This is a genomic window from Marinomonas colpomeniae, assembly GCF_014803385.1.
Classification (GTDB): Bacteria; Pseudomonadota; Gammaproteobacteria; order Pseudomonadales; family Marinomonadaceae; genus Marinomonas; species Marinomonas colpomeniae.
This window is the reverse complement of sequence record NZ_JACYFC010000003.1, coordinates 160289-186159: the sequence shown is the minus strand read 5'-3', so window position 1 is coordinate 186159 and position 25871 is coordinate 160289. Positions and strand designations below refer to the sequence as shown.

General features: G+C 38.9%; 25 protein-coding genes and 1 pseudogene. 13 read left to right on the top strand and 13 right to left on the bottom strand.

The features are described 5' to 3' along the window. The first annotated feature begins 106 nt into the window (after positions 1-106). A complete protein-coding gene (locus IF202_RS10210) occupies positions 107-1147 on the top strand; it encodes a hypothetical protein (RefSeq protein ID WP_191594800.1) in 1041 nt (346 codons plus the stop codon). Positions 1148-1183: 36 nt separating this feature from the next. On the opposite strand, the gene IF202_RS10205 is transcribed toward IF202_RS10210, so the two are convergent. Next, complete coding sequence (locus IF202_RS10205) at positions 1184-1540, bottom strand: Fis family transcriptional regulator (RefSeq protein WP_191594799.1); 357 nt, start codon at positions 1538-1540, stop codon at positions 1184-1186. Between the two features lie 170 nt (positions 1541-1710). Between IF202_RS10205 and IF202_RS10200 the strand changes: the two genes are divergently transcribed. Both IF202_RS10200 and IF202_RS10195 read left to right on the top strand, forming a co-directional pair. Next, entirely contained in the window at positions 1711-3162 is a 1452-nt protein-coding gene (locus IF202_RS10200) for an SLC13 family permease (RefSeq protein ID WP_191594798.1), read from the top strand. A gap of 202 nt (positions 3163-3364) precedes the next feature. Beyond that, a complete protein-coding gene (locus IF202_RS10195) occupies positions 3365-4975 on the top strand; it encodes an NAD(P)/FAD-dependent oxidoreductase (protein WP_191594797.1) in 1611 nt (536 codons plus the stop codon). Positions 4976-5108: 133 nt separating this feature from the next. Here the strand turns inward: IF202_RS10195 and IF202_RS10190 are convergent, their stop codons facing one another. Beyond that, positions 5109-6293, bottom strand: a complete 1185-nt coding sequence (locus IF202_RS10190; RefSeq protein ID WP_206705459.1) for an amino acid aminotransferase — start codon at positions 6291-6293, stop codon at positions 5109-5111. A gap of 449 nt (positions 6294-6742) precedes the next feature. On the opposite strand from IF202_RS10190, the gene IF202_RS10185 reads away from it, so the two are divergent. Continuing rightward, positions 6743-8095, top strand: coding sequence for a YdgA family protein (locus IF202_RS10185; RefSeq protein WP_191594796.1), 1353 nt, complete (start codon positions 6743-6745; stop codon positions 8093-8095). 128 nt (positions 8096-8223) lie between these two features. Here the strand turns inward: IF202_RS10185 and IF202_RS17705 are convergent, their stop codons facing one another. Continuing rightward, positions 8224-10116 (bottom strand): methyl-accepting chemotaxis protein, encoded by a 1893-nt coding sequence (locus tag IF202_RS17705; protein WP_191594795.1) that lies wholly within the window; start codon positions 10114-10116, stop codon positions 8224-8226. Between the two features lie 273 nt (positions 10117-10389). Between IF202_RS17705 and IF202_RS10175 the strand changes: the two genes are divergently transcribed. Continuing rightward, entirely contained in the window at positions 10390-10860 is a 471-nt protein-coding gene (locus IF202_RS10175) for an Lrp/AsnC family transcriptional regulator (RefSeq protein ID WP_191594794.1), read from the top strand. Between the two features lie 39 nt (positions 10861-10899). Continuing rightward, positions 10900-12561 (top strand): aminotransferase class V-fold PLP-dependent enzyme, encoded by a 1662-nt coding sequence (locus tag IF202_RS10170; protein WP_191594793.1) that lies wholly within the window; start codon positions 10900-10902, stop codon positions 12559-12561. A gap of 93 nt (positions 12562-12654) precedes the next feature. Here the strand turns inward: IF202_RS10170 and IF202_RS10165 are convergent, their stop codons facing one another. The 4 genes and pseudogenes from IF202_RS10165 to IF202_RS17345 all read right to left on the bottom strand — a co-directional run. Then, complete coding sequence (locus IF202_RS10165) at positions 12655-13113, bottom strand: MOSC domain-containing protein (RefSeq protein ID WP_191594792.1); 459 nt, start codon at positions 13111-13113, stop codon at positions 12655-12657. Between the two features lie 55 nt (positions 13114-13168). Then, positions 13169-13630 carry a GNAT family N-acetyltransferase gene (locus IF202_RS10160; RefSeq protein WP_191594791.1) on the bottom strand — a complete coding sequence of 154 codons (462 nt, stop codon included), beginning with the start codon at positions 13628-13630 and terminating at the stop codon, positions 13169-13171. Beyond that, positions 13630-14073 carry a VOC family protein gene (locus IF202_RS10155; RefSeq protein ID WP_191595157.1) on the bottom strand — a complete coding sequence of 148 codons (444 nt, stop codon included), beginning with the start codon at positions 14071-14073 and terminating at the stop codon, positions 13630-13632. Before IF202_RS10155 ends, IF202_RS10160 begins: the two co-directional genes overlap by 1 nt. 6 nt (positions 14074-14079) lie before the next feature. Then, positions 14080-14232 (bottom strand): annotated as a pseudogene (locus IF202_RS17345) (DUF6500 family protein); the annotation flags it as partial. A 191-nt stretch (positions 14233-14423) separates the two neighbouring features. Here IF202_RS17345 and IF202_RS10150 point away from each other — a divergent pair. The 3 genes from IF202_RS10150 (at position 14424) to IF202_RS10140 (ending at position 17116) form a co-directional block, all read left to right on the top strand. Next, the gene (locus IF202_RS10150) at positions 14424-14684 is read left to right on the top strand and encodes a DUF4212 domain-containing protein (protein ID WP_191594790.1); all 261 of its coding nucleotides are present in this window, start codon (positions 14424-14426) and stop codon (positions 14682-14684) included. A gap of 5 nt (positions 14685-14689) precedes the next feature. Beyond that, a complete protein-coding gene (locus IF202_RS10145; protein WP_191594789.1) occupies positions 14690-16456 on the top strand; it encodes a sodium:solute symporter family protein in 1767 nt (588 codons plus the stop codon). Between the two features lie 135 nt (positions 16457-16591). Then, positions 16592-17116, top strand: coding sequence for a hypothetical protein (locus tag IF202_RS10140; protein ID WP_191594788.1), 525 nt, complete (start codon positions 16592-16594; stop codon positions 17114-17116). Between the two features lie 155 nt (positions 17117-17271). Here the strand turns inward: IF202_RS10140 and IF202_RS10135 are convergent, their stop codons facing one another. From IF202_RS10135 to IF202_RS10120, 4 genes are all read right to left on the bottom strand, one after another. Further along, positions 17272-17952, bottom strand: coding sequence for a response regulator (locus tag IF202_RS10135; protein ID WP_191594787.1), 681 nt, complete (start codon positions 17950-17952; stop codon positions 17272-17274). 3 nt (positions 17953-17955) lie between these two features. Continuing rightward, the gene (locus tag IF202_RS10130; protein ID WP_191594786.1) at positions 17956-19350 is read right to left on the bottom strand and encodes an ATP-binding protein; all 1395 of its coding nucleotides are present in this window, start codon (positions 19348-19350) and stop codon (positions 17956-17958) included. Positions 19351-19489: 139 nt separating this feature from the next. Beyond that, positions 19490-20011 carry a hypothetical protein gene (locus IF202_RS10125; protein WP_206705458.1) on the bottom strand — a complete coding sequence of 174 codons (522 nt, stop codon included), beginning with the start codon at positions 20009-20011 and terminating at the stop codon, positions 19490-19492. 12 nt (positions 20012-20023) lie between these two features. Then, positions 20024-22204: a YHYH protein gene (locus IF202_RS10120; RefSeq protein ID WP_206705457.1), complete on the bottom strand. Its 2181-nt coding sequence runs from the start codon at positions 22202-22204 to the stop codon at positions 20024-20026. Positions 22205-22437: 233 nt separating this feature from the next. On the opposite strand from IF202_RS10120, the gene IF202_RS10115 reads away from it, so the two are divergent. The 4 genes from IF202_RS10115 (at position 22438) to IF202_RS10100 (ending at position 24378) form a co-directional block, all read left to right on the top strand. After that, positions 22438-22623, top strand: a complete 186-nt coding sequence (locus IF202_RS10115; protein WP_191594785.1) for a hypothetical protein — start codon at positions 22438-22440, stop codon at positions 22621-22623. A 385-nt stretch (positions 22624-23008) separates the two neighbouring features. Next, positions 23009-23212, top strand: a complete 204-nt coding sequence (locus tag IF202_RS10110) for a hypothetical protein (RefSeq protein WP_191594784.1) — start codon at positions 23009-23011, stop codon at positions 23210-23212. Between the two features lie 204 nt (positions 23213-23416). After that, positions 23417-23872, top strand: coding sequence for a GNAT family N-acetyltransferase (locus tag IF202_RS10105; protein WP_191594783.1), 456 nt, complete (start codon positions 23417-23419; stop codon positions 23870-23872). 182 nt (positions 23873-24054) lie between these two features. Continuing rightward, positions 24055-24378 (top strand): glutathione S-transferase N-terminal domain-containing protein, encoded by a 324-nt coding sequence (locus IF202_RS10100; protein ID WP_235963454.1) that lies wholly within the window; start codon positions 24055-24057, stop codon positions 24376-24378. 165 nt (positions 24379-24543) lie between these two features. Here the strand turns inward: IF202_RS10100 and IF202_RS10095 are convergent, their stop codons facing one another. Together IF202_RS10095 and IF202_RS10090 are read right to left on the bottom strand one after the other, a co-directional pair. Beyond that, positions 24544-25026: an FKBP-type peptidyl-prolyl cis-trans isomerase gene (locus tag IF202_RS10095; protein WP_191594781.1), complete on the bottom strand. Its 483-nt coding sequence runs from the start codon at positions 25024-25026 to the stop codon at positions 24544-24546. 347 nt (positions 25027-25373) lie between these two features. Next, the gene (locus IF202_RS10090) at positions 25374-25736 is read right to left on the bottom strand and encodes a DOPA 4,5-dioxygenase family protein (RefSeq protein WP_191594780.1); all 363 of its coding nucleotides are present in this window, start codon (positions 25734-25736) and stop codon (positions 25374-25376) included. Positions 25737-25871 lie beyond the last annotated feature (135 nt).

The following is a 25871-nucleotide window of genomic DNA, read 5'->3' as shown; positions in this document are numbered from 1 at the left end:
TCTTTTGCGTAAAGGACTATTGAGGGTTAACAATTATCACAAAATGATGTTATAACCCGATTTTATATCACATTATTTTAACTAGATAATTGAAGTAGAGACTTGGATGACGACCGATAAAATATTACACGATGTAGACACCTATATTGCACTAGGTGAATATTGTTTAATCTCTGCTCCTACCGTCAATTTACCTAACGGGCAAAGTTGTGTACCTCAGCATTTTTATGGTTATAACCACACACTCGAAAGTGTTGAATCAATTCTGCATCACATCTTTTTTTCTAATCAATACCCAATTTTTTGCGCTGAAGATGATCAAGGCCTTTTCATACAAATAGGCATTATTGGCCGTGAAAATTACCAACGTCATAATCCTAATAGAGCGAAAAAAATTGTTTATGGCCGTAAGTGGCGTGTCGAGCCAAACTTGCCTACCTCTGAAATTATTCAAACTGTTTTTTTAGCCATAAAAAAAGCCCGAGAACATGAGATAAGAGAGCTCGTCATATTGGACTCACTTGATGGAACAAGAACCAGTACACCATTTAATAGCCATCATGATTTACCCTTAATGACCCATTGCAGTAGTTTCTTTGAATACGTAGAAAAAGAAGAAACACTGACCATTGAATCTGTTCAAACTATTTTGAATTCACTACGTTTTGATCATACAACCATAAAATGTGTCGATGTAATGCATCGTCGTAATGGTAATGTGCTAATTGATGTGATGTTCAGTGTGGGTAACTTAGAACAAGATCAATACATAGAGTTTTCTGAATTACATGGCATCGAATGTACTTTAATTTTACAAACCTCGTCTGCTAATGAATTACTTTATGAGCTAATGGACACACTCATTGGACTCAGTGATCGCTATGTAGAAAAGCACTTTACCTTTAATGGATTTAATCGGTTTAGTAGAGAACACGATTTACGACAAATTGGTGAATTTTCTATTAATACGCGATTAATAAAGTCCAATATGTTGGATGCAAAAGGTAAAAAACTGATATCTGAACATAACTGTTCTGTTGATGCCTCTCGTGCACCAAACATAAAGCTAGACCAACAGCGAATTCGTTTGGCAGAGTCCTTTAAAAATAAAGAGCTAATGGAAGGTTTTTTGCCAACGGGTTTTTAGAATAATAATTAGATGAGCTTAATGGCCCTATGTAACTCACCTAATATTTTTAGACGTAAAACGTTCATTCCATTTGCCATTATGGGATCGCTCACATGCTTCTTCAGTATCAAAATACACTTGCTGACGAAGCGTTTTAATATGAATGTTAACGGCACTGAGTTTTTCGCTAATAAGTTGATAAAAATAATCATCTTGATTGTCTTCACGTACTTTTGCCAAATCACGGTCTGACTCAAACACACAAACAACTTTCAACGAGGTCGGAAACGATTTGTAGTTCACTAAATGCGTAAGCCAAACGAAACCGTGAACGCTACCCAAAGCAATATCACAAACGTCTGTTAACCCTTCACGAAGGGCGTTGTCTATTTTCTTATCTGATTTTTTCATTATTAAACACAGAGTAATTTCAAAAAATGAGTGTATCGTTTTGCGCTTATCAGTGCTAATTATTGATTGAAAAACTGTTTTTTATCTTTTAGAACATTTTAAAAATGGATTTTTTTTCATTTAATGACACACTAACGGCAAGATAATCTCATATCAGGAAAACCTCTCTAATGAGCCAGAAAAGTAATTCATCTGAAGTGTCATCTAGTGTGAACAAAACAATCATTAGCGCACCATCACAACCTACCTGGCCACTGTATTTAATATTCATCATGACCTTACTGATTGGTTTGATTGCTAGCTACTACCTAACTATGCAACAGGCTCTAGTGTCTGGCATGCTGTTTTTCTGTATTGCTTTTTGGGCGACTTCTTTGATTCCTGCTTATTGGCCAGCGTTGGGATTATTTGCATTTGCTACTGCGACTCAACTCACACCAAACGAAATTATTTTTTCTGGATTTGAGTCTTCAACATTTTGGTTACTGTTCAGTGGTATGATTTTTGGAGCCGCTATTGTCCATACTGGTCTGAACTCACGAGCGACTTATTTTCTAACCCAGATACTCGGCAACAGCTATCAAGGTACTATTATTAAGCTTGCCTTGTTTGCAATGGGGTTGGCTTTTTTGATTCCATCTGCGATAGGACGTATCGTTTTGATCATTCCGATCATTGCTTCTTTAGCAGACCATTTTGGCTATGATGAAGACTCTAATGGTAGAAAAGGCATGTTGCTGGCCGCCTCATTCGGTACATTTCTACCTGCTTTCTCTATCTTGCCGGCCAATGCGCCAAATATGTTACTAGCAGGCATGGCTGAAGCGCTTTATGCGGCGCCGTTTTCTTATTGGGAATACTTAATATTACATTTTCCGGTCATGGGGTTAGGTAAATTAGTTATCACTATTATTGCGATTCTTTGGTTGTTTCCAGACAAAGATCCAAGCGCCACAACGCAAGTAGATCAACCGCAATTGAATGCTAGACCTTCTGCTTTAAGTAAAATAGAGAAACGCTTGCTCTTAGTCCTTTGTGGTTGTTTTGCACTTTGGTTCACAGATTCACTTCATCACATCTCAGCTGGTTGGGTTGGCTTAACCGCTGCTCTAATTTGCCTTTGGCCAAAATTAGGTCTAACCAGTAAAACCTGTATCGATAAGAATATTCAGTACAGTACGTTATTTTTTGCGGCGGGCATTATTGGACTAAGTACCATTATTGGTTATTCGGGGCTTGGTGAAGTCTTGGTGAATTACCTCACCACTATTATTTCTTTCTCGCCAGATTCAGCAGTAATGAATTTAAGCCTTCTGACCTTTATTTCAACCTGTGTTGCTGTGGTTATGAATCTTGCGGGTGTTCCCGCCATTATCACACCTATGGCTGAGCACCTATCCGAGGTAACCGGGCTTTCTAATAATGCAGTATTAATGTCTCAAGTTATGGCCTTCTCAAACGTGCTATTACCCTACCAAGCCCCTCCACTTATTACTGCCATTGCTATTGGTAATCTATCAATACGAGCTGTAACCAAGGTTTGTTTGGTCACTTTTACACTATCAACTTTGATATTAATTCCTCTCAATTTTTTATGGTGGGATTTACTAGGTATGTTTTAGGCAACTTTTTTGCAAGCTGGTTACTTGATGATATGAAAACACCTGAAAAATCATGAACATTTCCCTCATACAAAAATACTGTTTGATATCTAAAGCTATATCTCAGAGTGATAAAGTGTGAAATTGATAACAGCTTTTTTGGCCAAAATATCGTATTATCCACTCAATTAAACATTGACTAGATTTTTAGATATTGACTCCTATGATACGACTTTCCAACATCCAGCTTCCTCTTGATCACGATGCCACGGCAATAGAAAAGAGCATCCTTTCTATACTTGATATTCCAGCCGAAAAACTCGTGAGTTTTAACGTATTTCGTCGTGGTTATGATGCACGAAAAAAAACCAACATCATGCTGATTTATACCTTGGATGTAGAAACAACAGATAACCAAAGTTTAATAGAGCAATTTGCAGAACATCAGCAAGTTAAAGCCACGCCAGATTTGGAATATCACCCTGTTACACAAGCTTCAGCAACCTTAACTGAGCGCCCTATCGTCATCGGGTTTGGTCCATGTGGTTTATTGGCGGGACTAGTATTAGCTCAAATGGGTTACAAACCGATTATCTTAGAACGTGGTAAAGAAGTTCGTGAACGCACCAAAGACACTTTTGGTTTCTGGCGTAAAAAAGTACTCGACACAGAATCCAACGTACAGTTTGGTGAAGGCGGCGCAGGGACTTTTTCGGATGGCAAACTTTATAGCCAAGTAAAAGACCCAAAACAATACAGTCGAAAAGTATTAAATGAATTTGTAGCCGCTGGCGCACCTGACGAAATTTTATTCGTCAGCAAGCCACACATTGGTACTTTTAAATTAGTTGCCATGGTTGAAAGAATGCGAGCTCAGATTATCGAACTAGGCGGCGAAATTCGCTTTAGTGCTCGCGTTGATGATATGCACATTAAAGATGGACAAATAACTGGGGTAACACTCTCTGACGGTGAGCAACTTCATTCTAAGCATATCGCCCTTGCGATTGGTCACAGTGCTCGCGATACCTTTGAAATGATCTATAAAAAAGGTGTTTATATAGAAGCGAAACCTTTCTCTGTTGGTTTTCGTATTGAACATGAACAAAGTGCTATCGATAACGCTCGCTTTGGACCAAATGCAGGTAACGAAATTTTAGGCGCTGCGGATTACAAACTGGTTCACCATTGTAAAAATGGTCGTTCAGTTTACAGTTTCTGCATGTGCCCAGGTGGAACGGTAGTGGCAGCAACATCAGAAGAACATCGTGTCGTGACTAATGGAATGAGCCAATACTCCCGTAACGAACGAAACGCTAACAGTGCGGTTGTTGTAGGTATTGATCCTTCTGATTATCCGGGCGGTCCACTAGCTGGAATAGAATTCCAACGCAAATTAGAAAGTCATGCATATATTATGGGCGGCAGTAACTACGACGCACCAGCTCAAACCGTTGGCGCATTTTTAAGAAACGAAACACCGGAAGAACTCGGTACTATTAATCCTTCATTCAAACCAGGTATCAAACTAACGAACCTTGCTGACGCCTTACCAGACTTTTGTATTGAAGCGATTCGTGAAGCGATTCCTGCGTTTAATAAGAAGATCCGAGGCTTCGCCTTCGATGATGCGCTATTAACTGGTGTGGAAACTCGAACATCTGCACCAATCAATATAAAACGCGACCCTAAAAGCTTTGAAAGCATTAATACAAAAGGTTTGTTCCCAGCGGGAGAAGGCGCTGGATACGCTGGTGGTATCATGTCAGCAGCTATCGACGGTATTAAGATTGCTGAAGCTATGGCGCTTAGTATCAACGCTGAGAATACTTAATCAATATAACGCTGAATAAAGTTATTCCTATAATCATATTCGTGAAAAATAAGCATTATAAAAATGAACCCCTTCTCTTCATTGGGAAGGGAATTCATTTGATCTTGGCACTTCGCAGAGAATGAATTTAGCCTTAGCTAACAGCTAACAGACTATCAGCAAAATAATCAATCTGACTTTCTTGCAACCCAGCCATGTTGACTCGCCCTCCACCAACAATGTAAATCCCATGCTGTTCACTTAGTGCCTTCACTTGTTCTGAGCTAATACCTAACACTGAGAACATACCTTGGTGCTGCGCAATAAAGTCAAATACACTGTTACCACTTTTTTCTCGTAGTACATTTACAAGCTGAGTTCTTAAACCTTTTACTCGTTGGCGCATGCTTTCTACTTCAGATAACCAATTATCCGTTAGACTGTCGTCTCGTAAGATGATATCGACTAATGCAGCACCGTGATCTGGTGGCATAGTGTAAGTGCCACGGGCGATTTCAAGTAAGCGGGATTTAATCGCTAAACTTTGCTCAAGTGTTTTACCTACAACAATAGCCAAGCCTGTGCGTTCACGATAAAGACCAAAGTTCTTTGAGCAAGAATAGGTGACCACGTAAGATTCAACTTGTTCGGCTAAATAGCGAAAGCCTTGCACGTCTTCTTGCATGCTTGAACCAAAGCCTTGGTATGCCATATCTATGAAAGGTAAGAAGCCTTGTTTTTGAGCCAATTTAGTTATTGTTTTCCAATCTTCAAAGCCTAAATCTGCACCTGTTGGGTTATGGCAGCAACCGTGTAAAAGAACCACATCCTTGCTTCCCGCTTGTTTTAAATCGGCTATCATTCCTTCGCTATTTACAAGTTTGGTGTCTGTATCAAAGTAACGGAAATAACGCACTTTCAGGCCTGCAGCTGTCATGATTGGCGCATGGTTTGCGTAACTTAAATCGGATAGCCAAATCGTTGCGCCCGGTGTAGATAGATTAATGACGTCTGCTAATATCCGTAACGCTCCACTGGCACCAGGCGTTTGTACACCTACAGCACGAGATTTACTGTTACCATCAGCAATCAAGAAATTGATCATAGATTCATTGAATGATTCATTTCCCGACAATCCAACGTAAGCTTTAGTCGTTTGTTTATCAAGTAAGCACTGCTCTGCTATTTTAATTGCCTGAACCACTGGAGTATTACCATGATGATCTCGGTAAACGCCGATTCCTAAGTCTATTTTTTGACTTCTTTGATCAGCACGACAAGCAGCAGAAAGAGACAAAATAGGATCCGCTTGTGCGACGGTAATATTATCTAAAATCATGTCATTAACCTTTTGTTAACTAGAGTTCTATAAATTAAAACGTCGTTAATTTTTTATAATCCAACGATATATTAGACCGTAAAATACCTTGCACGTCCTTGCTTTTTCAATCCATTAATAAAGAAAAATTAGCACTACCTGTCTCTTTTTAATTCGATATTATCTCTTTATGCCAATATTGATAAAAAACCATTAAACCAGACAACCTTAGCAGCTTTTATACCACTTCATTTTTATCAAAAAAAACTATCTCTAGACTACTTTTTAAATATTTCTGTTATAAAAAATACTGTTTACCACCACTATTTTGTCAAACACACCCTAGCTAAATTAAAAGCGACAAGCATGATAATTTTAAATAAAGACGAAATAACGCACCTTCTTTGTATTTTATGCTTAATAACCTGTATTATCGCCCGCGAAATTCACCCAATGAAAAGGAATCTCCAGTGAAAAAAATATTTTCTGTGATTGTTTTTGCGCTTGTCGCTATTTGCGTTATTGCACCTAAATTTATCGCGCCTAAATTCCAAGATCAAGTAACCACTTTCATCGATCAAATAAACAAAACACCAGGCTATATAGCCAATATTGAGTCGACTGATTCTTCTTGGTTTGGCTCTAAGAACATCATTTCAGTTGGTTTAGATCTTGGTTTGTATGAGCCTTCTCTTTCGAACGAAAATATTGAAGTCAAGTTTGTATTAGATACGCAATATGGTCCTCTTTTATTTGCTGACCAAGGCATTGTAGGTTTATTTAAAACTAACCTTCAAATCGCAGGTGCCGAGCAACGTGATCTTCTTATCTGGGATGACACTAAACCTTTATATCAACTAGCTGCTGTTAGTGGATTCGATGGCGAGATTAAATTTAAAGATAGTGTTCCAGCATTCACAGACATTGAAAAAATCCTAACCTTTAGCGGCTATAATGGCGAAGGCAAAATAGGAAGTGACGCACTTTCCTATGAAGGTTTATTGGCTCGGCTAAGTTTAGATGACTCAGACCAACCTGTAAAAGCAGAGAACATCACTCTGTCTATGCAGATAGAAACCGACTTAGAAACCATGATAAAAGGTGGTTTTTATGACAGCAAGGCAAATATTTCCATTGAGACATTCACTGTTGGAAAAGACATCTCAGCATCAGGTTTAGCTATGTCAGTTGAAATGGCGTTAGATGAAGAAACTCAGCTCGGTACTATAGAAGTGGGCTACCTTGCAAAAGAATTTGCTTATGATGAATACCAAGTAAGCGATCTAACTCTTATGACTGAACTTGCTAAATTTAGTAATCAATTCTTTTTAGATTACACAAGCTTCAGTCAAGGTCTAGCGGATAAAAATTACGCACCTGAAGACTTCCTTACAGAGCAGCTTTCCTTTTTCGGTGACAATCTTGAGGAACTCTTTTCTCATCAACCAGAATTTAATATTACAGACTTTAGCGGCTCTTTCCCTGAAGGTAGCTTTAATGCCAACCTAACAAGTAAATTGGATGACAGCTACATTCCGACATTAGAGGAACTTTTAATACCAGAGTTTTGGGTATATAACGCTTTGGTTAATGCGAATATTGAAGTCGATGACAAACTGATCCGTAATCTTGCAGAGCGTTTTCTTGCTAAAAAAATGAATACATCAATTGATTCACCTGATGTTAAGCAACAAGTAGAACTGTTTATTAATCACTTTGAACAACAAGGTTTTTTCCTTCATAAGGACGACCAATATGTTAGTGAAATCAGCATTGAAGGCGGAGAAGCCTACATAAACGGACAATTTGTTCCTTTAATCTAGTTCTTACATTTCATGGAGGTTGGTCTTTTAAACCTCCATGAAATGATGTTTCCTCTAAAGCACATTACTAATTTTTCTTGAACTGTATAAGCCCAACATAAAGCTAACAATTCATACACGTTCTCATTTTATACTTTAAAGCCAGCAACCAAAGTATCTAATGTTGAAGACAAATCTCTCAGCGCTTTACTGTTCCCAGATAAATCATTCGCAGTAGTAACACTTGTCTCTACTGAATTTTGAATACCTGTTACATTTTTAGCTACATCTTCAATAGCTAATAATTGCTGTTCAGTCGCTAACGCAACCTGTTGGTTTGTCTTATTCATCGCATTAACTTGTTGCGCAATACTATTTAAAGATTCTTCTGCAACCTGCATAGAACCAACCCCATCATTCGCTATCTCCTGCCCAGATTTCGATGCGGTTAAAGCTTTGCGAGATTCTGTTTGCAGTTGATCAATCATGACCTGAATTTCATCTGTTGATTGAGCCGTACGCTTAGCAAGGTTACGAACCTCATCAGCAACAACTGCGAAACCACGACCTTGTTCGCCTGCTCGAGCAGATTCAATTGCCGCATTTAGAGCAAGCAAGTTAGTTTGTTCGGAAATATTGCGAATAACCTCTAAAATGCCGCCAATTTGATCTGATTTTTTAGCAAGCTCTTCGATTATTTTTGCGGTTTTTTCACTTTCTTCTGCTAAGTTTTCTACTGTTCTTTTTGCTGAAGAAACAACATTCAACCCCGCACTCACTTCACGTTCTACTTCATTTGCAGTATTTGCCGCGTCTGCTGCACTTGCTGAAACGTCTCTTACAGAGGCTTCAACTTCATGTATTGCAGATGCCACCATTGAAGTACGTTCACTTTGTTCTCTAGCATCACTCAACATACTATCGGCTGAACTTAACATTTGCCCAGACGCATCGTTCAGTTGACGACTTGTTTGAGTAACCTGCTTAACCAAATTATGAATGATACTGACAAACTTATTAAAACCATTTCCTATATTCGCTAACTCAGCTGGACCGTCATCTCGTAGACGGTGGCTTAAATCACCTTCACCCTCACCAATTTCTTTTAGGTTACTTGCAACAACACTTAGCTGCTTAACGAGAGCCGTACCAATTAAAAAGGCAGTAATGATAGTAACAATACTAAGTAGCACACCCATCAATAACAATGAGCGTCCCATAGATGAAACACCACCAAACACAGCGTCATTTGGAATCTCTGCTACTAATATCCAGCCCATTGCAGGAATATACTGACTCGCTAAAACGGAGTTTTCAGACATGACTATATTTAAGTCGTCTTGTTTCAAAAGCGTTTCGCCCACTTTTTTACCGTATAAATCCACTACATTGGTTTTTTCTAATAACTGCTCATCACGATGCACTTTTAATGTGCCATCTTGAGATATCAAATAAACAAAACCACTGCCGTTAAAAGTAAAATTATTCAAATAATCCGTCATTCTACCTAAATCCATACCGAAGCCAGCTAAACCACGACCATTGGTATTTTGGTAATTAACAAACAAACTTACTTCACCACTGGTTTTACTACGATAAACGCTCACATTTTGACTATTAGAAGAGTTGGTGAACTTATAAAACCAAGCATCACGTTCAGGATCCATCTTTCGTAAAAAACCTTCCTGATTCCAATATTTCGCCGTTTCTCTATCTGCCCAAGAAGCAGTGGCTAGGCCTAATCGCTCCTTCATATTATTCAATAAACTCACAAGTGTGGCTTCACCAGATTCAGGATAGCCATTTTTCGCCCAATCCAAAATCATAGGATTGTTCGCCAAAATTTCAGCATTAATTGCCAATGTCTCAATTTGATTTTCTACTTCACTCTTTATCTGCGTAATTTGAGCAGGCAGTTCTGTGTTAGTTGTACGATCTAACATCACAGATCTAGCTTGATAGAAGCTTAGTAGCCCCATAGAAATAGTTGTTATTAAAACAACAATTACGAAGGCGTATATAAGACGTAATTTTAAAGACACTTTTTTGAATCCTTTTATTAATGGATTAAAATTTTAGAAGCTAAATCTTGACCGCATGGTCAAAAACAATTCTAACAGATAATTATCTTAAATAAATATAGGACATATTTAGAAAAATGATCGTTTTAAAATATTTATTACTACTTTTAATAACGTTTTTTTAAAACCAGCATTCCCCTTTTTCATATCAAAAAGGAATCAAGTGACTACAAACAAGTAAAAAAAAGATAATATGAAAAAATATTCTAAAAAAATCAACATAAAGAGAACAAAATGAACTTAGATAACGTAGATTTGCAACTACTTGCCTTAATTCAAAGTGATGATAGTATTTCAACAGAAGCAATGGCAGACCAAGTTGGTTTGTCTAAAACCCCTTGTTGGAGGCGTGTTCAGAAGCTCGAAAAAGCCGGATTTATTAAACGCCACGTCGCTTTATTAGACGCGGATAAATTAGGTCTGGGAGTTTCTGTTTTCGTTCAGGTAAAAACCAACCAACACGACGCTAATTGGGCGATTGAATTCGCCCGCATTGTGGCTGAATTTCCAGAAGTTGTGGAGTTCTATCGAATGGCAGGAGATTACGATTATTTGCTGCGAGTATTAGTAAAAGATATTCCTTCTTATGACAAATTTTATAAACGCTTAATCAGCGCAACTGCTTTAACAGACGTTACGTCTAACTTCGCCATGGAACAGATTAAATGGACAACGGAGTTGCCTTTACCCATAAGTAAAGATTAGACGTTTTGTTTGTTATGGCAGGAGCAAAAAGGACAATACATGCCAACGGCAACGATCACAAAAACAGAAATAAGCAATAATAATCAAAACGCCCTCATGGATCGTATTCGCCAAGGTGTTATTGGCAAAGACAGCCAAATAGCGACGCCATTTGGGGTGAGAACTTTAACTTACGCAGACTACACAGCGTCTGGCCGCAGTTTAGATTTCATTGAAGATGCCATTCGTCAGTATGTTCTTCCTCTTTACGCCAACACTCATACAGAAGCGAATGCAACAGGTCAGCAAACTACGGCATTTCGAGAGCAAGCCAGAGACCAAATCCGAACAGCGGTAAATGCAAGTAATGATGACTTAGTCATGTTCTGTGGCAGTGGCGCCACTAGCGCAATCAATACACTTATTACCCAGTTGGGGTTACGCCAACTATCGCCAACCGAGAAATCCAATATTTGTGTTTTGATTGGCCCATACGAGCATCATTCCAATGAATTACCGTGGCGAGAACTGGACGTTGACGTTATTCGTATCGAAGAATCAAAAGAGGGTGGCGTTTGCCTTAGTAACTTAGAGAAAGAACTCAAAGCGAATCAAGGTAAGCGCTTGATTGGCAGCTTTAGTGCTGCATCAAACGTCACGGGCATTCTATGCAACCAAGATGCAATCACAGAGCTTTTACATCGCTATAACGCTCTTTCTTTCTGGGATTTTGCAGCTGCAGCACCTTATGTTGATATCAACATGAACCCAAGTAAAGACAAAGTATTAGCTAAAGATGCGATCTTTTTTTCCACACACAAGCTAATTGGAGGACCCGGAACACCAGGGATTTTAGTGGTAAAAAAAGGCATTATCGAAAACCAAAAACCAAGCCTTGTTGGCGGCGGAACCGTCTCTTTTGTAACACCTAACGACCATACGTTTTTGCCAATAGGCGAACGTCGTGAAGAAGGTGGCACACCGGGTATTGTGGAATCAATTCGTGCAGGATTAGTGTTTCAGCTTAAGAGCGCTGTCGGAACGGATACGATAGAAAAACGTGAACATGAACTGGTTAAGATGATAGGCAACAGATGGAGAAAGAATCCTTTAATTGAGCGCTTAGGACACCAAGAAGCAAGTCGTTTATCTATTACGGCATTTAGAATTAAGACAGATCATGGTTATTTGCAGCATGGCTTTGTTACTGCTCTGCTTAATGATTTATTTGGTATCCAAGTCCGTGGAGGCTGCTCTTGTGCTGGGCCTTACGGTCACCAACTGCTGGAGTTAAACGAACAGCGTTCAAATCGTATTCAAGAAGCAATAAAACAAGGTGAAAAACTGGTAAAGCCAGGATGGGTTCGATTCAATTTGAATTACTTCTTAGATGATGCAGAAGCGAATTTCATTTTAGACGCCATTGATTTTATTGGTAAACATGGTTTGACGCTCTTGCCGTATTACGCATACGATCAAACTACCGACTTATGGTGTTTTCAAGGTACATATTCCACACCTATGTCGCTCTCTAGCTTATTATGGAAAACACCTGATACAGAAAAAGAAGTGTCTCTGTTAGAGCAGAAAGAAGACTACTTTGCTCAAGCATTAGATATTGTTAAAAGCTGCCAAACTGGAAAATACAGTTTGCAAAAACAACCTTTTAATGACGAATTTAGAGATATTAAAACCTTTGTATTAGCTCAAGATTGCCTTTAAATCACTTGAGCTCTAGCGATAGAGGATTATAGCCAGAATACAAAAACGCCCTAATAGGCGTTTTTTTTATTCATACTTATTTCAAAAAAAAAATCATCTATTTAATAAATTAAATTGCATACCGACTTTCAGGATACCAGTCGTTAGAACATTGGCTCTCAGTCCACCAGTTCGTACCCAAGCCTTTACCACTTGTGACGAAGTTAACGAGTCATTCGCCAACGCGCGACCCAAAACACTGCAGGGCTCACATAGCTCAACACCATAAAAGCGCACGTCACCAATAGAAAACTCTTGTCCGACAAGTTGATTAAGTCGAACATTCTGCGTAACAATATTTCGTCGTGTCTCTGATTGCCCAATACTTTGCCCAAAATTTCTATTAAAGGCGGCAATGGCTTCATTTTCAACAAAGGTTATATTCTGCCCTTGCTCTCTACGTTTACCGTAATTTCTATCGCCAACAATGCCTTTTCCTGCATCGACTTTTACCGCGTCGATTCCAACCTGGCCTTGTTTCGATTTTTTTGCCACATAAATCGCTTGAATCACTCTTTCACTCCTACTTACACGGCCACTTTTACCATTAATTTTTTCATTTATACTGCTATAAAACTACTGACATTTTTCGATAAGGGATATCGCCTTTAAAGAAACGTTCACCCTCAGGTGTCATACCAAATTTTTCATAAAGTGAGATAGCATTCTCTCTTGCATCACACCAAAATAAACTAACATTCTGCTGCTGTAATAAATCTATTATATGCTTTAAAACAAAACTCCCAATACCTTTACCTTGATATTCCTTGATCGTTGCAAACTTTCGTAGTCGTGCCGTTTTTTGTTTGTCATTAACACGTTTAGAAATAAAAATCGTCGCCACGCAAACCAACTCTTCATTGATAAAAACACCAAAGTGTTCACTGCTCTTATCGTCTTCTACGCGACATTCTTCCATACTTTTATTCGGCCACAATACACAATGACGGATAGGTAACGCTTCTTCCACAGTGATTTGGAGAATGTCCCAACTGTTATTTATAGAGGCATCATTTGGAGTTGAATTCATTATGGTAACCACATCAATCCGTCATATGGTGTTTTTCGTAACGACTCAAGTCGAGTTTCCAATGAGCCAGAATGTAATTCTAATTTGTGACCATCAGGATCTTCAAGATAGAGTGAATCGCCTTCACTGCTATTCTTTTGCCATTGCTTAACCTCTGAGGAGCGAATATTTTGAGAAATCATTGAAATAGATAGCTCGTCAAAGGTAAATGCAAAATGACTATAATCTTGACTGGGGCTAGGCCCGCCAAGAGACAAACAAAGCCAGCAGTTAGCATAAGATAAATATGCACCCGTTCGCCAACGGACTTCCCCTTTAAACCCAAGAAGGTCGCAATAAAACGAACAAGATCTATCGAGGTCACTCACACTCAGTGTCAAATGGTTGAAGCCATTTATATTGCTCTTCTGATTAATCGATTGTGTGCCTAATGCAGACACCATGGCATAAATCTTTGTCGCTTTCTCAAAGTGATTCAGCTCATGCTCTTCAATCCACCAACGAGCAACATCCATTAATATTTTTGGATCATCATTTTTATTCGCAAAAAATGCATAAAATGAGACTTGAACTCCCTCACCTTTTTGTTCTATTTTTTTCATACAAACAGATAGAATTTTTTCCTTAACAGCCGTATTCATCCATAAACCTCTCTTTTACCTAGAAATTTCAAACTCATATACAAAAGATAACAACGAAAAGCCTCCTTATGCGACTAAAGTCTGACTTCTAATTACACAAACGCCTGATAGATTAGATAGTGCAAATAAAAATAATTATAAGGAGATCGACTATGTCGGATCATAACACTAATGCAGAAAAATACTGGCAAGCAAACTTGAGGCTAATTCTAGGCAGCCTTGTGGTTTGGGCTCTTGCCTCTTACGGTTGTGCTATTTTACTTAGACCCATGCTCTCAGGTATCCATATCGGAGGAACTGATTTAGGTTTTTGGTTCGCTCAGCAAGGTTCCATCCTCGTATTCATCGTTTTGACTTTCTTCTATGCGTGGAAGATGAACAAATTAGATGAAGAATTTGGCCTTCAGGAGTAACGACTATGGATCAATTTACTATCAATTTACTCTTTGTCGGTGGGTCATTTGCACTCTACTTCGGCATCGCATTCTGGGCACGAGCTGGATCTACGAAAGAGTTTTACGTAGCAGGCGGTGGTGTTCATCCTGTATTAAATGGTATGGCAACAGCCGCAGACTGGATGTCTGCTGCATCGTTCATTTCTATGGCAGGCTTAATCGCTGCTGGCGGGTACGCTAACTCCACATTCTTAATGGGTTGGACTGGCGGTTATGTACTGCTTGCTATGTTATTAGCACCTTACCTTCGTAAATTTGGTAAGTTTACTGTGCCAGACTTTATCGGTGATCGTTTCTACAGCAAAACAGCTCGTTTAGTAGCGGTTGCTTGTTTGATTACGGCCTCTGTTACCTACGTAATCGGTCAGATGACTGGTGCTGGTGTGGCTTTCTCTCGCTTCTTAGAAGTAGACAAAAGCACTGGTCTAGTAATCGCGGCTGTTGTTGTATTTTTCTACGCTGTTTTAGGCGGCATGAAAGGGATTACTTACACTCAGGTTGCTCAATATGTTGTATTGATCATTGCATATACCATTCCTGCCGTGTTTATTTCCCTTCAGTTAACAGATACATTTATTCCTGCTGTCGGTCTTTTCTCTACTCACACTGAATCTGGCTTGCCATTATTGCAAAAACTAGACGAAGTAGTACGAGAACTTGGTTTCCGAGACTATACGGCTGACGTTGATAACAAATTGAACATGGTTCTGTTTACTCTATCTCTAATGATAGGTACTGCAGGCTTACCTCACGTTATCATTCGTTTCTTCACAGTGCCTAAAGTAGCTGACGCTCGTTGGTCTGCAGGTTGGGCATTAATATTCATCGCATTGTTGTATTTAACAGCTCCAGCTGTTGCGTCTATGGCTCGTTTAAATCTATTAACGACTATTTACCCATCTGGTCCAACAGAACAACCGATTGAATACGCTGAACGTCCAGATTGGGTTCAGACTTGGGAAACAACAGGTCTAATCAAATTTGAAGATAAAAATGGCGACGGTCGTGTACAGTTCTATAACGACGTTCCAGCATTCCAAGACGAAGCAACCGCTCGTGGTTGGGAAGGTAATGAGTTAGTGGTTAACCGAGACATTCTTGTGTTGGCAAACCCAGAAATCGCGAACCTTCCAGGTTGGGTTATTGGTCTTATTGCAGCAGGTGGTCTTGCGGCTGCACTATCAACCGCAGCGGGCTTATTGTTAGCCATATCCTCTGCCATCAGTCATGACTTAATAAAAGGTTCAATAAACCCTAATATTAGTGATAAAGGGGAGTTGAAAGCAGCGAGAATCTCAATGTTTGTCGCCATTGTTGTGGCCACCTACTTAGGTATGAATCCACCAGGATTTGCCGCTCAGGTAGTTGCTCTCGCCTTTGGTATTGCAGCAGCATCCATCTTCCCTGCGTTGATGATGGGTATCTTCTCAAAACGAGTAAACAGCGTAGGTGCTATCTCTGGCATGTTAGCTGGTCTAGGTTCTACCTTGGTGTATATCTTCTTATTCCTAGGTTGGTTCTTTATCCCAGGTACAGCGTCTTTCGCTAACACGCCTGATAACTGGTTGTTTGGTATTTCTCCATTGTCATTCGGTGCGATTGGTGCAGTGATTAACTTTGTAGTTGCCTTCACAGTTTCTTCAATGACTGAAGAGCCACCAAAAGAAATTCAAGATCTAGTTGAAAGCGTTCGCTACCCTCAAGGTGCTGGCGAAGCGGTTGACCATTAAGATATTGAGTTAAAACAGTACTAGAAGAGAACAGTGTTAAAATAGAAAAGCACTATCTGTAAGAATCAAGCCTCCCAAGGTTGGGAGGCTTGATTATTCACTAAAAAAATAAAACCAATAATAAAGAGAATGCTTATGTTTTGGGAACTTATTGCTACCGTTTTTGCCGGTATCGGCGGCGCGGGTATTGCCTTGTTTTTAAGAAAAATTTCCAAACAAACTGCGCCAAAATGGCTGGTTCCTGCTTTTGCAGGTGTCGCTATGCTTGGTTTTCAAGTTCAAGGTGAATACGACTGGTACGAGCATCAAACAAGTTTATTACCTGAAGGTGTTGTTGTAGTAAAATCGGTTCAAGAAGAAACAGTGTTTCGCCCTTGGAGTTACGCTTTTCCTCAAACAATGCGTTTTATGGCGGCTGATGTAGCCAATTCTGCAAAAAACAAAATTGACCCTAATCTTATTTTAGTAGATTTATATTTCTTTGAACGCCGCCACGTAGCAAAACGTGTGCCTCAGATTATCGACTGTGTTCAAGGTGCAAGAACGGATTTCTTACAATCCTTTAGCGCTTCCTCTGAAAGCGAAGCAAATATTACTCAGGAATGGCACCAACTTGACGAAGACGACTTGCTTCTAAAAACACTCTGTAACCAAGTTTAAAAAGTACTTCGCACAAGCTAATTAAGAATCAACCTACGAGAGGCAACAATAGTGAGACAATCGTCTAGCTATGTTGTCTTTTTTTATTTTTATATAGGTACGGTTCTAGGTAGCCAAAGTTAATTGGATATCGTTGATTAAATATCGTTAATTGACTATTTTTTTTGAAACTTATACCCCACACCATAAACAGTCACGATAGGGTTAAGTGTGCTTTCGACTTCTTGGATTTTTTTACGTATATTTTTTATATGAGTATCGATATTACGGTCCGAAATGTCTGTCGTTTCTCTATAGGCATGATGGATAATATCTTCCCGACTAAATACACGACCAACCTGCCCAATCAATAGTAACAAAATCTTAAACTCGACGGCTGTCAGGTTTATTTGCTTACCATTGTATAGAGCAAGATAACTTTCTTGATACAATTCAAAGCCTAAACACTCCAGCACATCGACGCTGGGTTCTGCCGTTCTTCTTAATACTGTTTTGATTCTCGCCATCACTTCTTTTGGACTGAATGGCTTACAAATATAATCATCAGCTCCTAATTCCAATCCTTGAAGCCGATCTATTTCTTGTCGTTTTGCAGTAACAATAATAATTGCGACATTTGAAAATGCTCTAATTTGCTTACAAATTTCAATACCATCGACCTCTGGAAGCATAATATCGAGAAGGATTAAATCTACAGAGTTTTGCCTAATAAAATCGACCACACCTCTGCCACTTTGAAAATGCTCGGTGCTATAGCCTTCTTGATGGCTATAAGCCAACAGCACTTCGGCAATATCTTCTTCGTCTTCCACTATGAGTATTTTTTGTTTCGTCATCTTCTATTGCTCCAATAATGGTAAGCATATTTGCACTGCTAGCCCACCGAACGGTGAACTGTGGAGTGAAATATCACCACTATGAGCCTCGACTATCTGCTTACAAAGAGCCAAACCTAAACCTGACCCTCCTAGCCCTCTATGGCGTGATTTTTCCACCCGATAAAAGCGCTCAAATAACTTGTCTTGATCTTCTGGCGAAGCACCCGGCGCCGAATCTTGTAGAACAAGCTCAATCTGAGAGTCTGTTTTATTAACAACTATGTTTAGTTGCCCACCAGGGTGAGTGTACTTGCAAGTATTCTCTAATAGATTAATAAATAACTGATGTAAGCGCTCTTTGTCGCCCCTAATCATACACTTTCCTGCCCTTTTCAAAGCAACACTATGAACCACTAGACCCTGTTGCTTAAACCGTAAAGCAAAGTCTTCTAGACTTCCTTCAAAGACTTGAATGATGTCTAAGCACTTATCTGTATAAGTTAAAATAGTGGCATCACTGTGAGCCAACTGAGTAAGATCATCAACAATACGACTTAGGTTATCTGTTTGCTTAATCAATAGAGCGATACGTTTTTCATCAGGAACAAATACCCCATCTTGCACCGCCAATAAATGAGAGCGCAGCACAGTAAGTGGCGTTCTTAATTCATGGGAGGTATCAGACACCCATTGCGTGCGCATTTTCTGATTTTGCTCCAAAGTCTCTGCAAGCTCATTAAAGTTCGCCGATAAAATACCAAGTTCATCTTGTGTCAAAGAAGTAATTCGATTTGAGTAATCACCGCTTTTTAATGCATTTGTTCCAGCAACAATACCCCTTATTGGTTTCATTAAATGTCGAGACAGGGCGATAGATACAATAAAGGCTAGCAAGATCACACAGAGAGTAATCATAAAATAATTATGGAACTGCGCAGTCAAAAAAGCTTTAGCGGGGCTACTTTCTACTAGTCTAGAAGGTTCAAAACCTATCCAACCAATAATATTGCGATTCAGTAAAATAGGTTCAATTTGCGGGTTGTCTCTTAAATAATCCCGACCAACGATTACCTGTTCATTTGCATTATATAAACTGATTCGTTGACCTGTTTTCAATGAGCCAGGAGGAAGGTTTATCCACAAAAACGCAGGTGATAAAGAATTTATTTTGGGTTTTGGAGGCTGATCTTTATCAGCTTTTTTAAGTTCTTTCGGTTTTGCTTTTTGTTCAACGATAGAGCGCCACAATTGAATGTTCTGTGATATTGGTTGCCAGCTATTAGATTGTCCATACAGTTCAACCAGTTGCTGCTTAACAACATTTACATGCTTTTGCTCTTCTTGCTCTACAAAACGGTTAAAACCCGTAGAGAAAGTTAAGTAAATAAACACAAACATGAGACCAACAAGGAGCATGCTAGTCACAAAAAAAGCTAAAAAGAACTTATGTATTAATTTCACTGTCACCCGATCAAAAATAAAAGCGATTTAAAGAATTAAGAGTATATAGACTCTTAATTCTTAACTCACAAACAATTCAATTTAAAGGTCTACTTTAAAAGACAACATGAGCATCGTCACCAGCATTAAGGACTTTATACTGTGGCCTTACAAAACTCGCATGTACGGTGCCTAAGCTTTTTGGAAAAGAGGCCGTCACATCCGTGACATTTGCAAACGAATGCCTCGCCTGTAAAACAATCTCGGTGCTGTGACCATGGTTTGTTTTTTTAAAGACCACTCGCTCAAACGTTAGCTTTTTCTGGTTCACAGACACGTAAACAGCCTCTTCAAAGGCCTTTTTAATAAAGAGCTCTTGCTGATCAGCACTTAAGCCTTCCGGCATAACCTCACTGATATCTCCCATTAACCAAGCTTGATTATCTTGTAATGTCGCTACTAAATGCACCATATCTGTGATAATACTGATTTCAACTTGTCCGTCTCTTAAAATCACTTGGGCACTAGTTTCATTTAACATGTGCGCCTTTACTGGTAAAATAATCAAACTAAAAGCACATATCAGAACGGCGAAAAACCTGTTTAGAATTAACTTATATTTAACAAAAACTGCCATCTCAGGCTCCTATTAAGGTTGTTCAATCGTAGTTTTACAAATAATTGTATTATCCGTTTCTAGGTCTTCACCCCAGATAAACTGTGCATTACTATCCCAATCAATCTCGTCATAACCGTCTTTCGGTCCAACAGAAGCAATGGCATGTTCCGTAGCATTTTTCCAGCTAGAGTCATCAAAACCATTTTGCAACCAATTATCGGGAGCTTCTTTCGACATAAAAGTACAGTAACCTTCCCCTGCAATAGGATTAGATTCACTCTCACATAACTTGTTAAGCGGAGCCTTGTGCAGTACTTCACATTTCCAACTACTATCACTCACTGCTACAACTTCATTTTTGTCAGTATCGGTAAGCTGCATAATGAAACCACCATCACCCATTTGTTGATTTCGAGCGCCAATGTACTCTAGACCTGTATCGTTTTGCTTAAAATCTTTTAGTACAACATTAAGTTCAATCGGGTAGTCTGCGGAAAACGAAACACTCTCTGCGTTAAAAGAGCGCTCTGTAGTAATAGACACTGAATCTTCAATCAACAGTTCTTCGCCAATATAAGCAGCAAACCAATTGTCGGCCCAAGCATCGAGCTTGAGATTATGCTCTCCAGAAATAGGTGAGCTATGGCTTACCTTGTTGTTTGGTTCTGCTTGTTGTGGTTGTGATTGCGATCCTCGACAAAATGTTCCTGTTTCAACCTTACCACCATTCGTAATGGTTTTTTGTTTGAAGTCATAACAACCTTCTTTCTGGCTAGAAGGGCTATAAATTGTGAAATACTCTTCACCTTGGTACTCATAACGCATTGTACGACTACCATCCTTCGAAACCGTATGAGTTAAATTCTCAACCCCACCTTGTGGCGGACGAAGCTCTGCTCTTATGCCGTCTTTATCACCACTCAAAGGTGATACTCGAGGTAGTTTTTGTGTATCGACTTCCCCCACTAGACATTGAATAATATAAGGCGGCTTTGCTGATGTTTGATAACGATAGCCGTATTCATCATCAGCTTGGCCATTACATACATCTAATGCACCAGTAGCAATATCACTGCCGTCTGGATTTTTATCTCCATACAAAGGATAGCCGTCATAGCCCCAACCAATGATGGCATCACTTCCTTGTTTCTTCATTGTATCTATCATACAACTAGGCGATACATGGTAGTGATAATCATCACCTCGCCCGGAATGTCCGCCACAATTATCTAGCTGTCCAAGCACCAGAGTGTCATGCCTTTCATCATATTCATGAATATCCAACTCTCCTTGAGAGGAATAATCGTAAACAGGTACGCCATTTACAGCCACACCTACAGCGGCATCTATCGTAGTGAAATTTTCTGCTTTTACAGGGTTTAATTTAATAGGAGCTGAATAACCTTCAGCCGGAACAGGCACTTGTTCATTAGTACCTGTAATACCAGTCATGACTTCATGATCTGGATAAGTCGAAGATGTCACATAGGCATATTCGTTATCACACGTCACCGATACACCTTGTGCAAAACCAGCGTCACTCACCGAACTTTTAATCGCATCACAACGAGGAGAGTCAACACTATCGTTTAACACTGGTGGATTAAGCTGAAATACCTGTGGTTTAGGTCTAGTTTCTAGCTGGCGATCATTGTTATTGGACTCTCGCTCATAAGTTACTGTCATAGACGCTGAGTCGAGGGTAATGTCTTTGATGGCTTCAAGTAGCGTCGCTCTATCTACCGATTTTTCGCTGTTTATTTTAGCCAATGCTGATAAAGCATAAAGCGTAAAATGATAGCTTTTTTCACCAGGACCTTTAGAGCAAGGTGGTGTGTATTCATTTAAATGGTTAACGCTATTATTTCCAATATCCCCTAGTGTTTCATTACTTTTTATTTGGCTTTTATTCGCTGAAATATTGTACAAAGTCCAATACCAATGGATACCATCAGGTGCATTATGATCCATAATTAGCGCATAATATTGAGTCAACTCAGGCGCACCATGCCAATTAAAAGGCGGACTAAAACTGTCACCATCACAAGTATAAACTGCAGGTAAATGACCATCATCAACCATCTCAGAGCTGCTTAAAACAAACCCATTGCCATTGGTCGATTGTCCATCTTCTTTTTCACCCTCAACGCACGCGCTTAACGCAAAACAACATATTGCACTGAGTAAAAGTAGCTGTGTCTTTTTCATCATTAAGTACCATTAAATTAAGAGACTCTATAGAAATAACTGTATGAACTATATTCATCAAATGTAGGCAAATTATGTAGTTCTGACACAAGGCGCTAGCACTAAGCTGAGTAGCACAGAAAATAGATTAGTTTTCCTCACCTATGACTATATATTTTATCGTTTGTCATCCTTTCACCCGCCACTTATCATTTGATTATCGAAAAGTAATTATTAAAACTTAATTGGAGTACATTATGTCAACAGCTAAATTGGTAAACGAACTTATCGAATCAACATCCAATACAACAGAAACAGAGAAACTGATTGCGGCAGCAAAAGTTGAACGTGCTCAATATATTTTATCTTCAATAAAATCTATTAAAGGCATATTTTCTAAAGCTAAAGCAAGCCTAATCCCATACACACTTAAGCATTCCTAGTCTCTTTCTAAGAAATACAAGAAACATTGAATAAGCATCTATTTATCTCAAATAAATATTATGATTTATTCAACTAGAATGGTCGCGAGAATAAAAATATTAGCGAACCACTCAATCTAGCTCCTTCCTCGAAAGTAATACCTAATTAAAAAATCGCTCACGACACCTCAGTTATTTCCAGTTGTATTTTTCTGTCGCTTCGCCTGTGCCTTTCTTTAAAATTTGTATTAATGAAAAGTAAAAACCTGATTCAAAGTAACCGTTAAAACATATAAGATTAGTTTTTTTCACCTATGGCTGTATTTTTTATCGTTTGTCATTCTTTGGGTCGCCGCTTATTATTTAACCATCAAAAGCAATTACAGAAACCTAATAGGAGAATATTATGACTAACCGTAAATCAATGATTGAACTACTTGACTCAGTTAACACTTCTTACATGACTGAAGCAGAAAAATGCAATTTTATTGCACAAGCTGAACGTGCAGAATTCATTACATCATCTGTTGCATCAGGAATAGAGTTTGTTAAAACAGTATTAGTTAAAATTAAATCAAGCCTTAATCCTCGCAATTTCAAGCACGCGTAGCATTAAGGTAGATACAAGAAATACGGAGTAAGCGTCTATCAAGCCTTAATAAATAGACATCATAGCTTACTCGCTGGAATGGTCAAAAAATAACAACACCAGCGCATCACCCTCTCTATTTCCTTTAAATAATTTTCTAAAAAGTCTGTTCTAAATCCTGTAGAATCCCTTCAAAGTCACCATTAAGTTTAGATGGGTAAATACATGATCACTTGGCACTGTGAATTATTTAATGAATTAACACTCCATAAACTCTACGATTTGCTAAAAATACGTTGTGACGTGTTTATAGTTGAGCAAAACTGTCCTTACCCAGAATTAGACAATATTGATAAGCTAGCAGACACTCAACACTTGTATGCCATGCGAGATCTAAACCCAATAGCCTACACAAGAATTATAGCGCCAGATGTGAGTTATCCAGGCCACAGTAGCCTTGGTCGCGTGCTCGTGGTTGAAGATCACAGAAAAGACAAAATTGGACACGACCTGATAAATCGAGCAATACAAGCGAACTTTACAGCGTGGCCAACAACACCTATAAAAATAGGAGCTCAATCTCGTCTTGAACATTTTTATCAGTCTCACGGTTTTGTCACTGTGTCTGAGCCTTACCTAGAAGACGGCATCGAGCATATCTCTATGGTATTAACGCCTTAGAAATACCTTGATTTTTACCTTTAGTACAACTCATCTATTAAGGAAGTAGCAGACTAACGCTTAAAAAATGAATACTTTATCGTTAGAATAGCCGCACCTTGCAACTTCTCCATATTTATAATCGAGCTATGTAAATGAAAATATTGATTAAATGTATCCGTAATCTACTAGGCTGTATCATTATGTCTATTGATCTAGTTACTCGCGGTTCAAAATTAAAGCGCACTCAGGAAAAACAAGCACAAGTAAATAAAGAGCTAGAAAACTTGTCTCTTTACCAACATTTTGCGTGCCCTTTCTGCACAAAAACACGTAGAGCAATGCACAAATTAAATCTTCCGATTCAAATGCGAAGCGTCACTCAAGGTTCTGCTTTTCGCGCAGAGCTACTAGAAGGCGGCGGTAAAGTAACGGTTCCTTGTTTACGTATTGAAGAGAATGGCAAAGTTAACTGGATGTATGAATCTTCAGATATTATTAGCTATCTTGAGAAACGTTTTTCTTAGGTTTTTTAGTAAAATCAGCGATTTTCTGACTTTAGACATGCTGACTTTAGAAAAGTACCAAGGTTAAGTTACTCACACAAAAAAGCGGTTTCTGGAGACAGAAACCGCTTTTTATTTATCTCGTGTTTATTATCAATAGAACTTAAAAAGCTCTATGTATAAATTCTAGTGGTGATGACCACCTTCACCATGCACATGACCGTGCTCTAACTCTTCAGAAGATGCCTCGCGAACGTCAACAATCTCCACATTAAAGTTCAATGTTTTTCCAGCCAAAGGATGGTTACCATCTAACATAACACCATCGTCTTCTACACCAATAACGGTAACTGGTTGCTCGCCACCTGGTGTTTGAGCCATAAATTGCATACCAACTTGGATGTCATCAACACCTTGAAAGTTATCTGCAGGTACTTTTTGAATCAATTCTTCATGAACAGCGCCGTAACCGTCTTCTGGAGCAACAGAAACTTCTAATTTTTCACCCGCTGTTTTACCTTGTAATGCATTATCCAAACCATCAATGATGTTTTGAGCGCCACTTAGAAACACTAAAGGCTCTTGACCAACAGAAGAGTCTAATTCTTGGCCTTGCTCATCTGTTAATGTGTAGTGCATGCTGACAACGGCGTTTTCTGTAATTTGCATTATATTCTCCTGCTTAAAAATGAATAAGGGAACGAGCGCTTGATACGAACAAACTTACGTTTTAAAAATAAGCGATACATCGCCACAACACGAACCCAAACGATAGTTTGTGGATATATGATAACGTCCCATAAACTCAATAACTAGCGTATAAGCAAGAAGTTTGGTGCGTTCGACGATTTTTAAAGGGATGTTTAATAATTAAATAAAGAAAAGGCGCAGAGATCGATAAAATCGAACTCAATTTAATCGGGTATGTGAAAGACACACTGTGCGATTCTAGCAATACTCTGAGCATCTTAAAGGTTTGCTTGACGAACTTTCATCATACTTAGACAGTCTCTCTTTTATTTACCTGTTGGCGTAAACAATGATGTATCAAGCGAATAAGATTCTCCCAACCAACTAATGCCTTGAGTATGATCAAGATAATCGTCTCCTGTCACTGGATGCACAAAAACATCTAAGGACTGACGGTTTAGCATGAGCCAAGGTATGATACTGCCAAAAGTATCTGAAGCGAACGACAGCTGACAACTCCAAACTGGGTGTGGCCCCACTGGTTTTTCATGAAATCGACCGACTTTTATATCAAACTGACTCGCTGCCAATTCTGCAATGTTTTTAGCCATTTCTAAGCCTTTGTCATCTGTGTAATAAAGATGAGCATGGAAAGCTTTAATATCAGCGGCGGAGAAAGAAGTGTTCATTGTAAGTCCTTTGATCTAATTATGAATTACTTAAAAGTCTAACATTTCAGCTCATCTTACAAGAGCCTCTGCATAAAACCTTTCCGGTTTACCTACAAGACCTAAGTCGTAGAGGATAATGAATGGGATTATGCT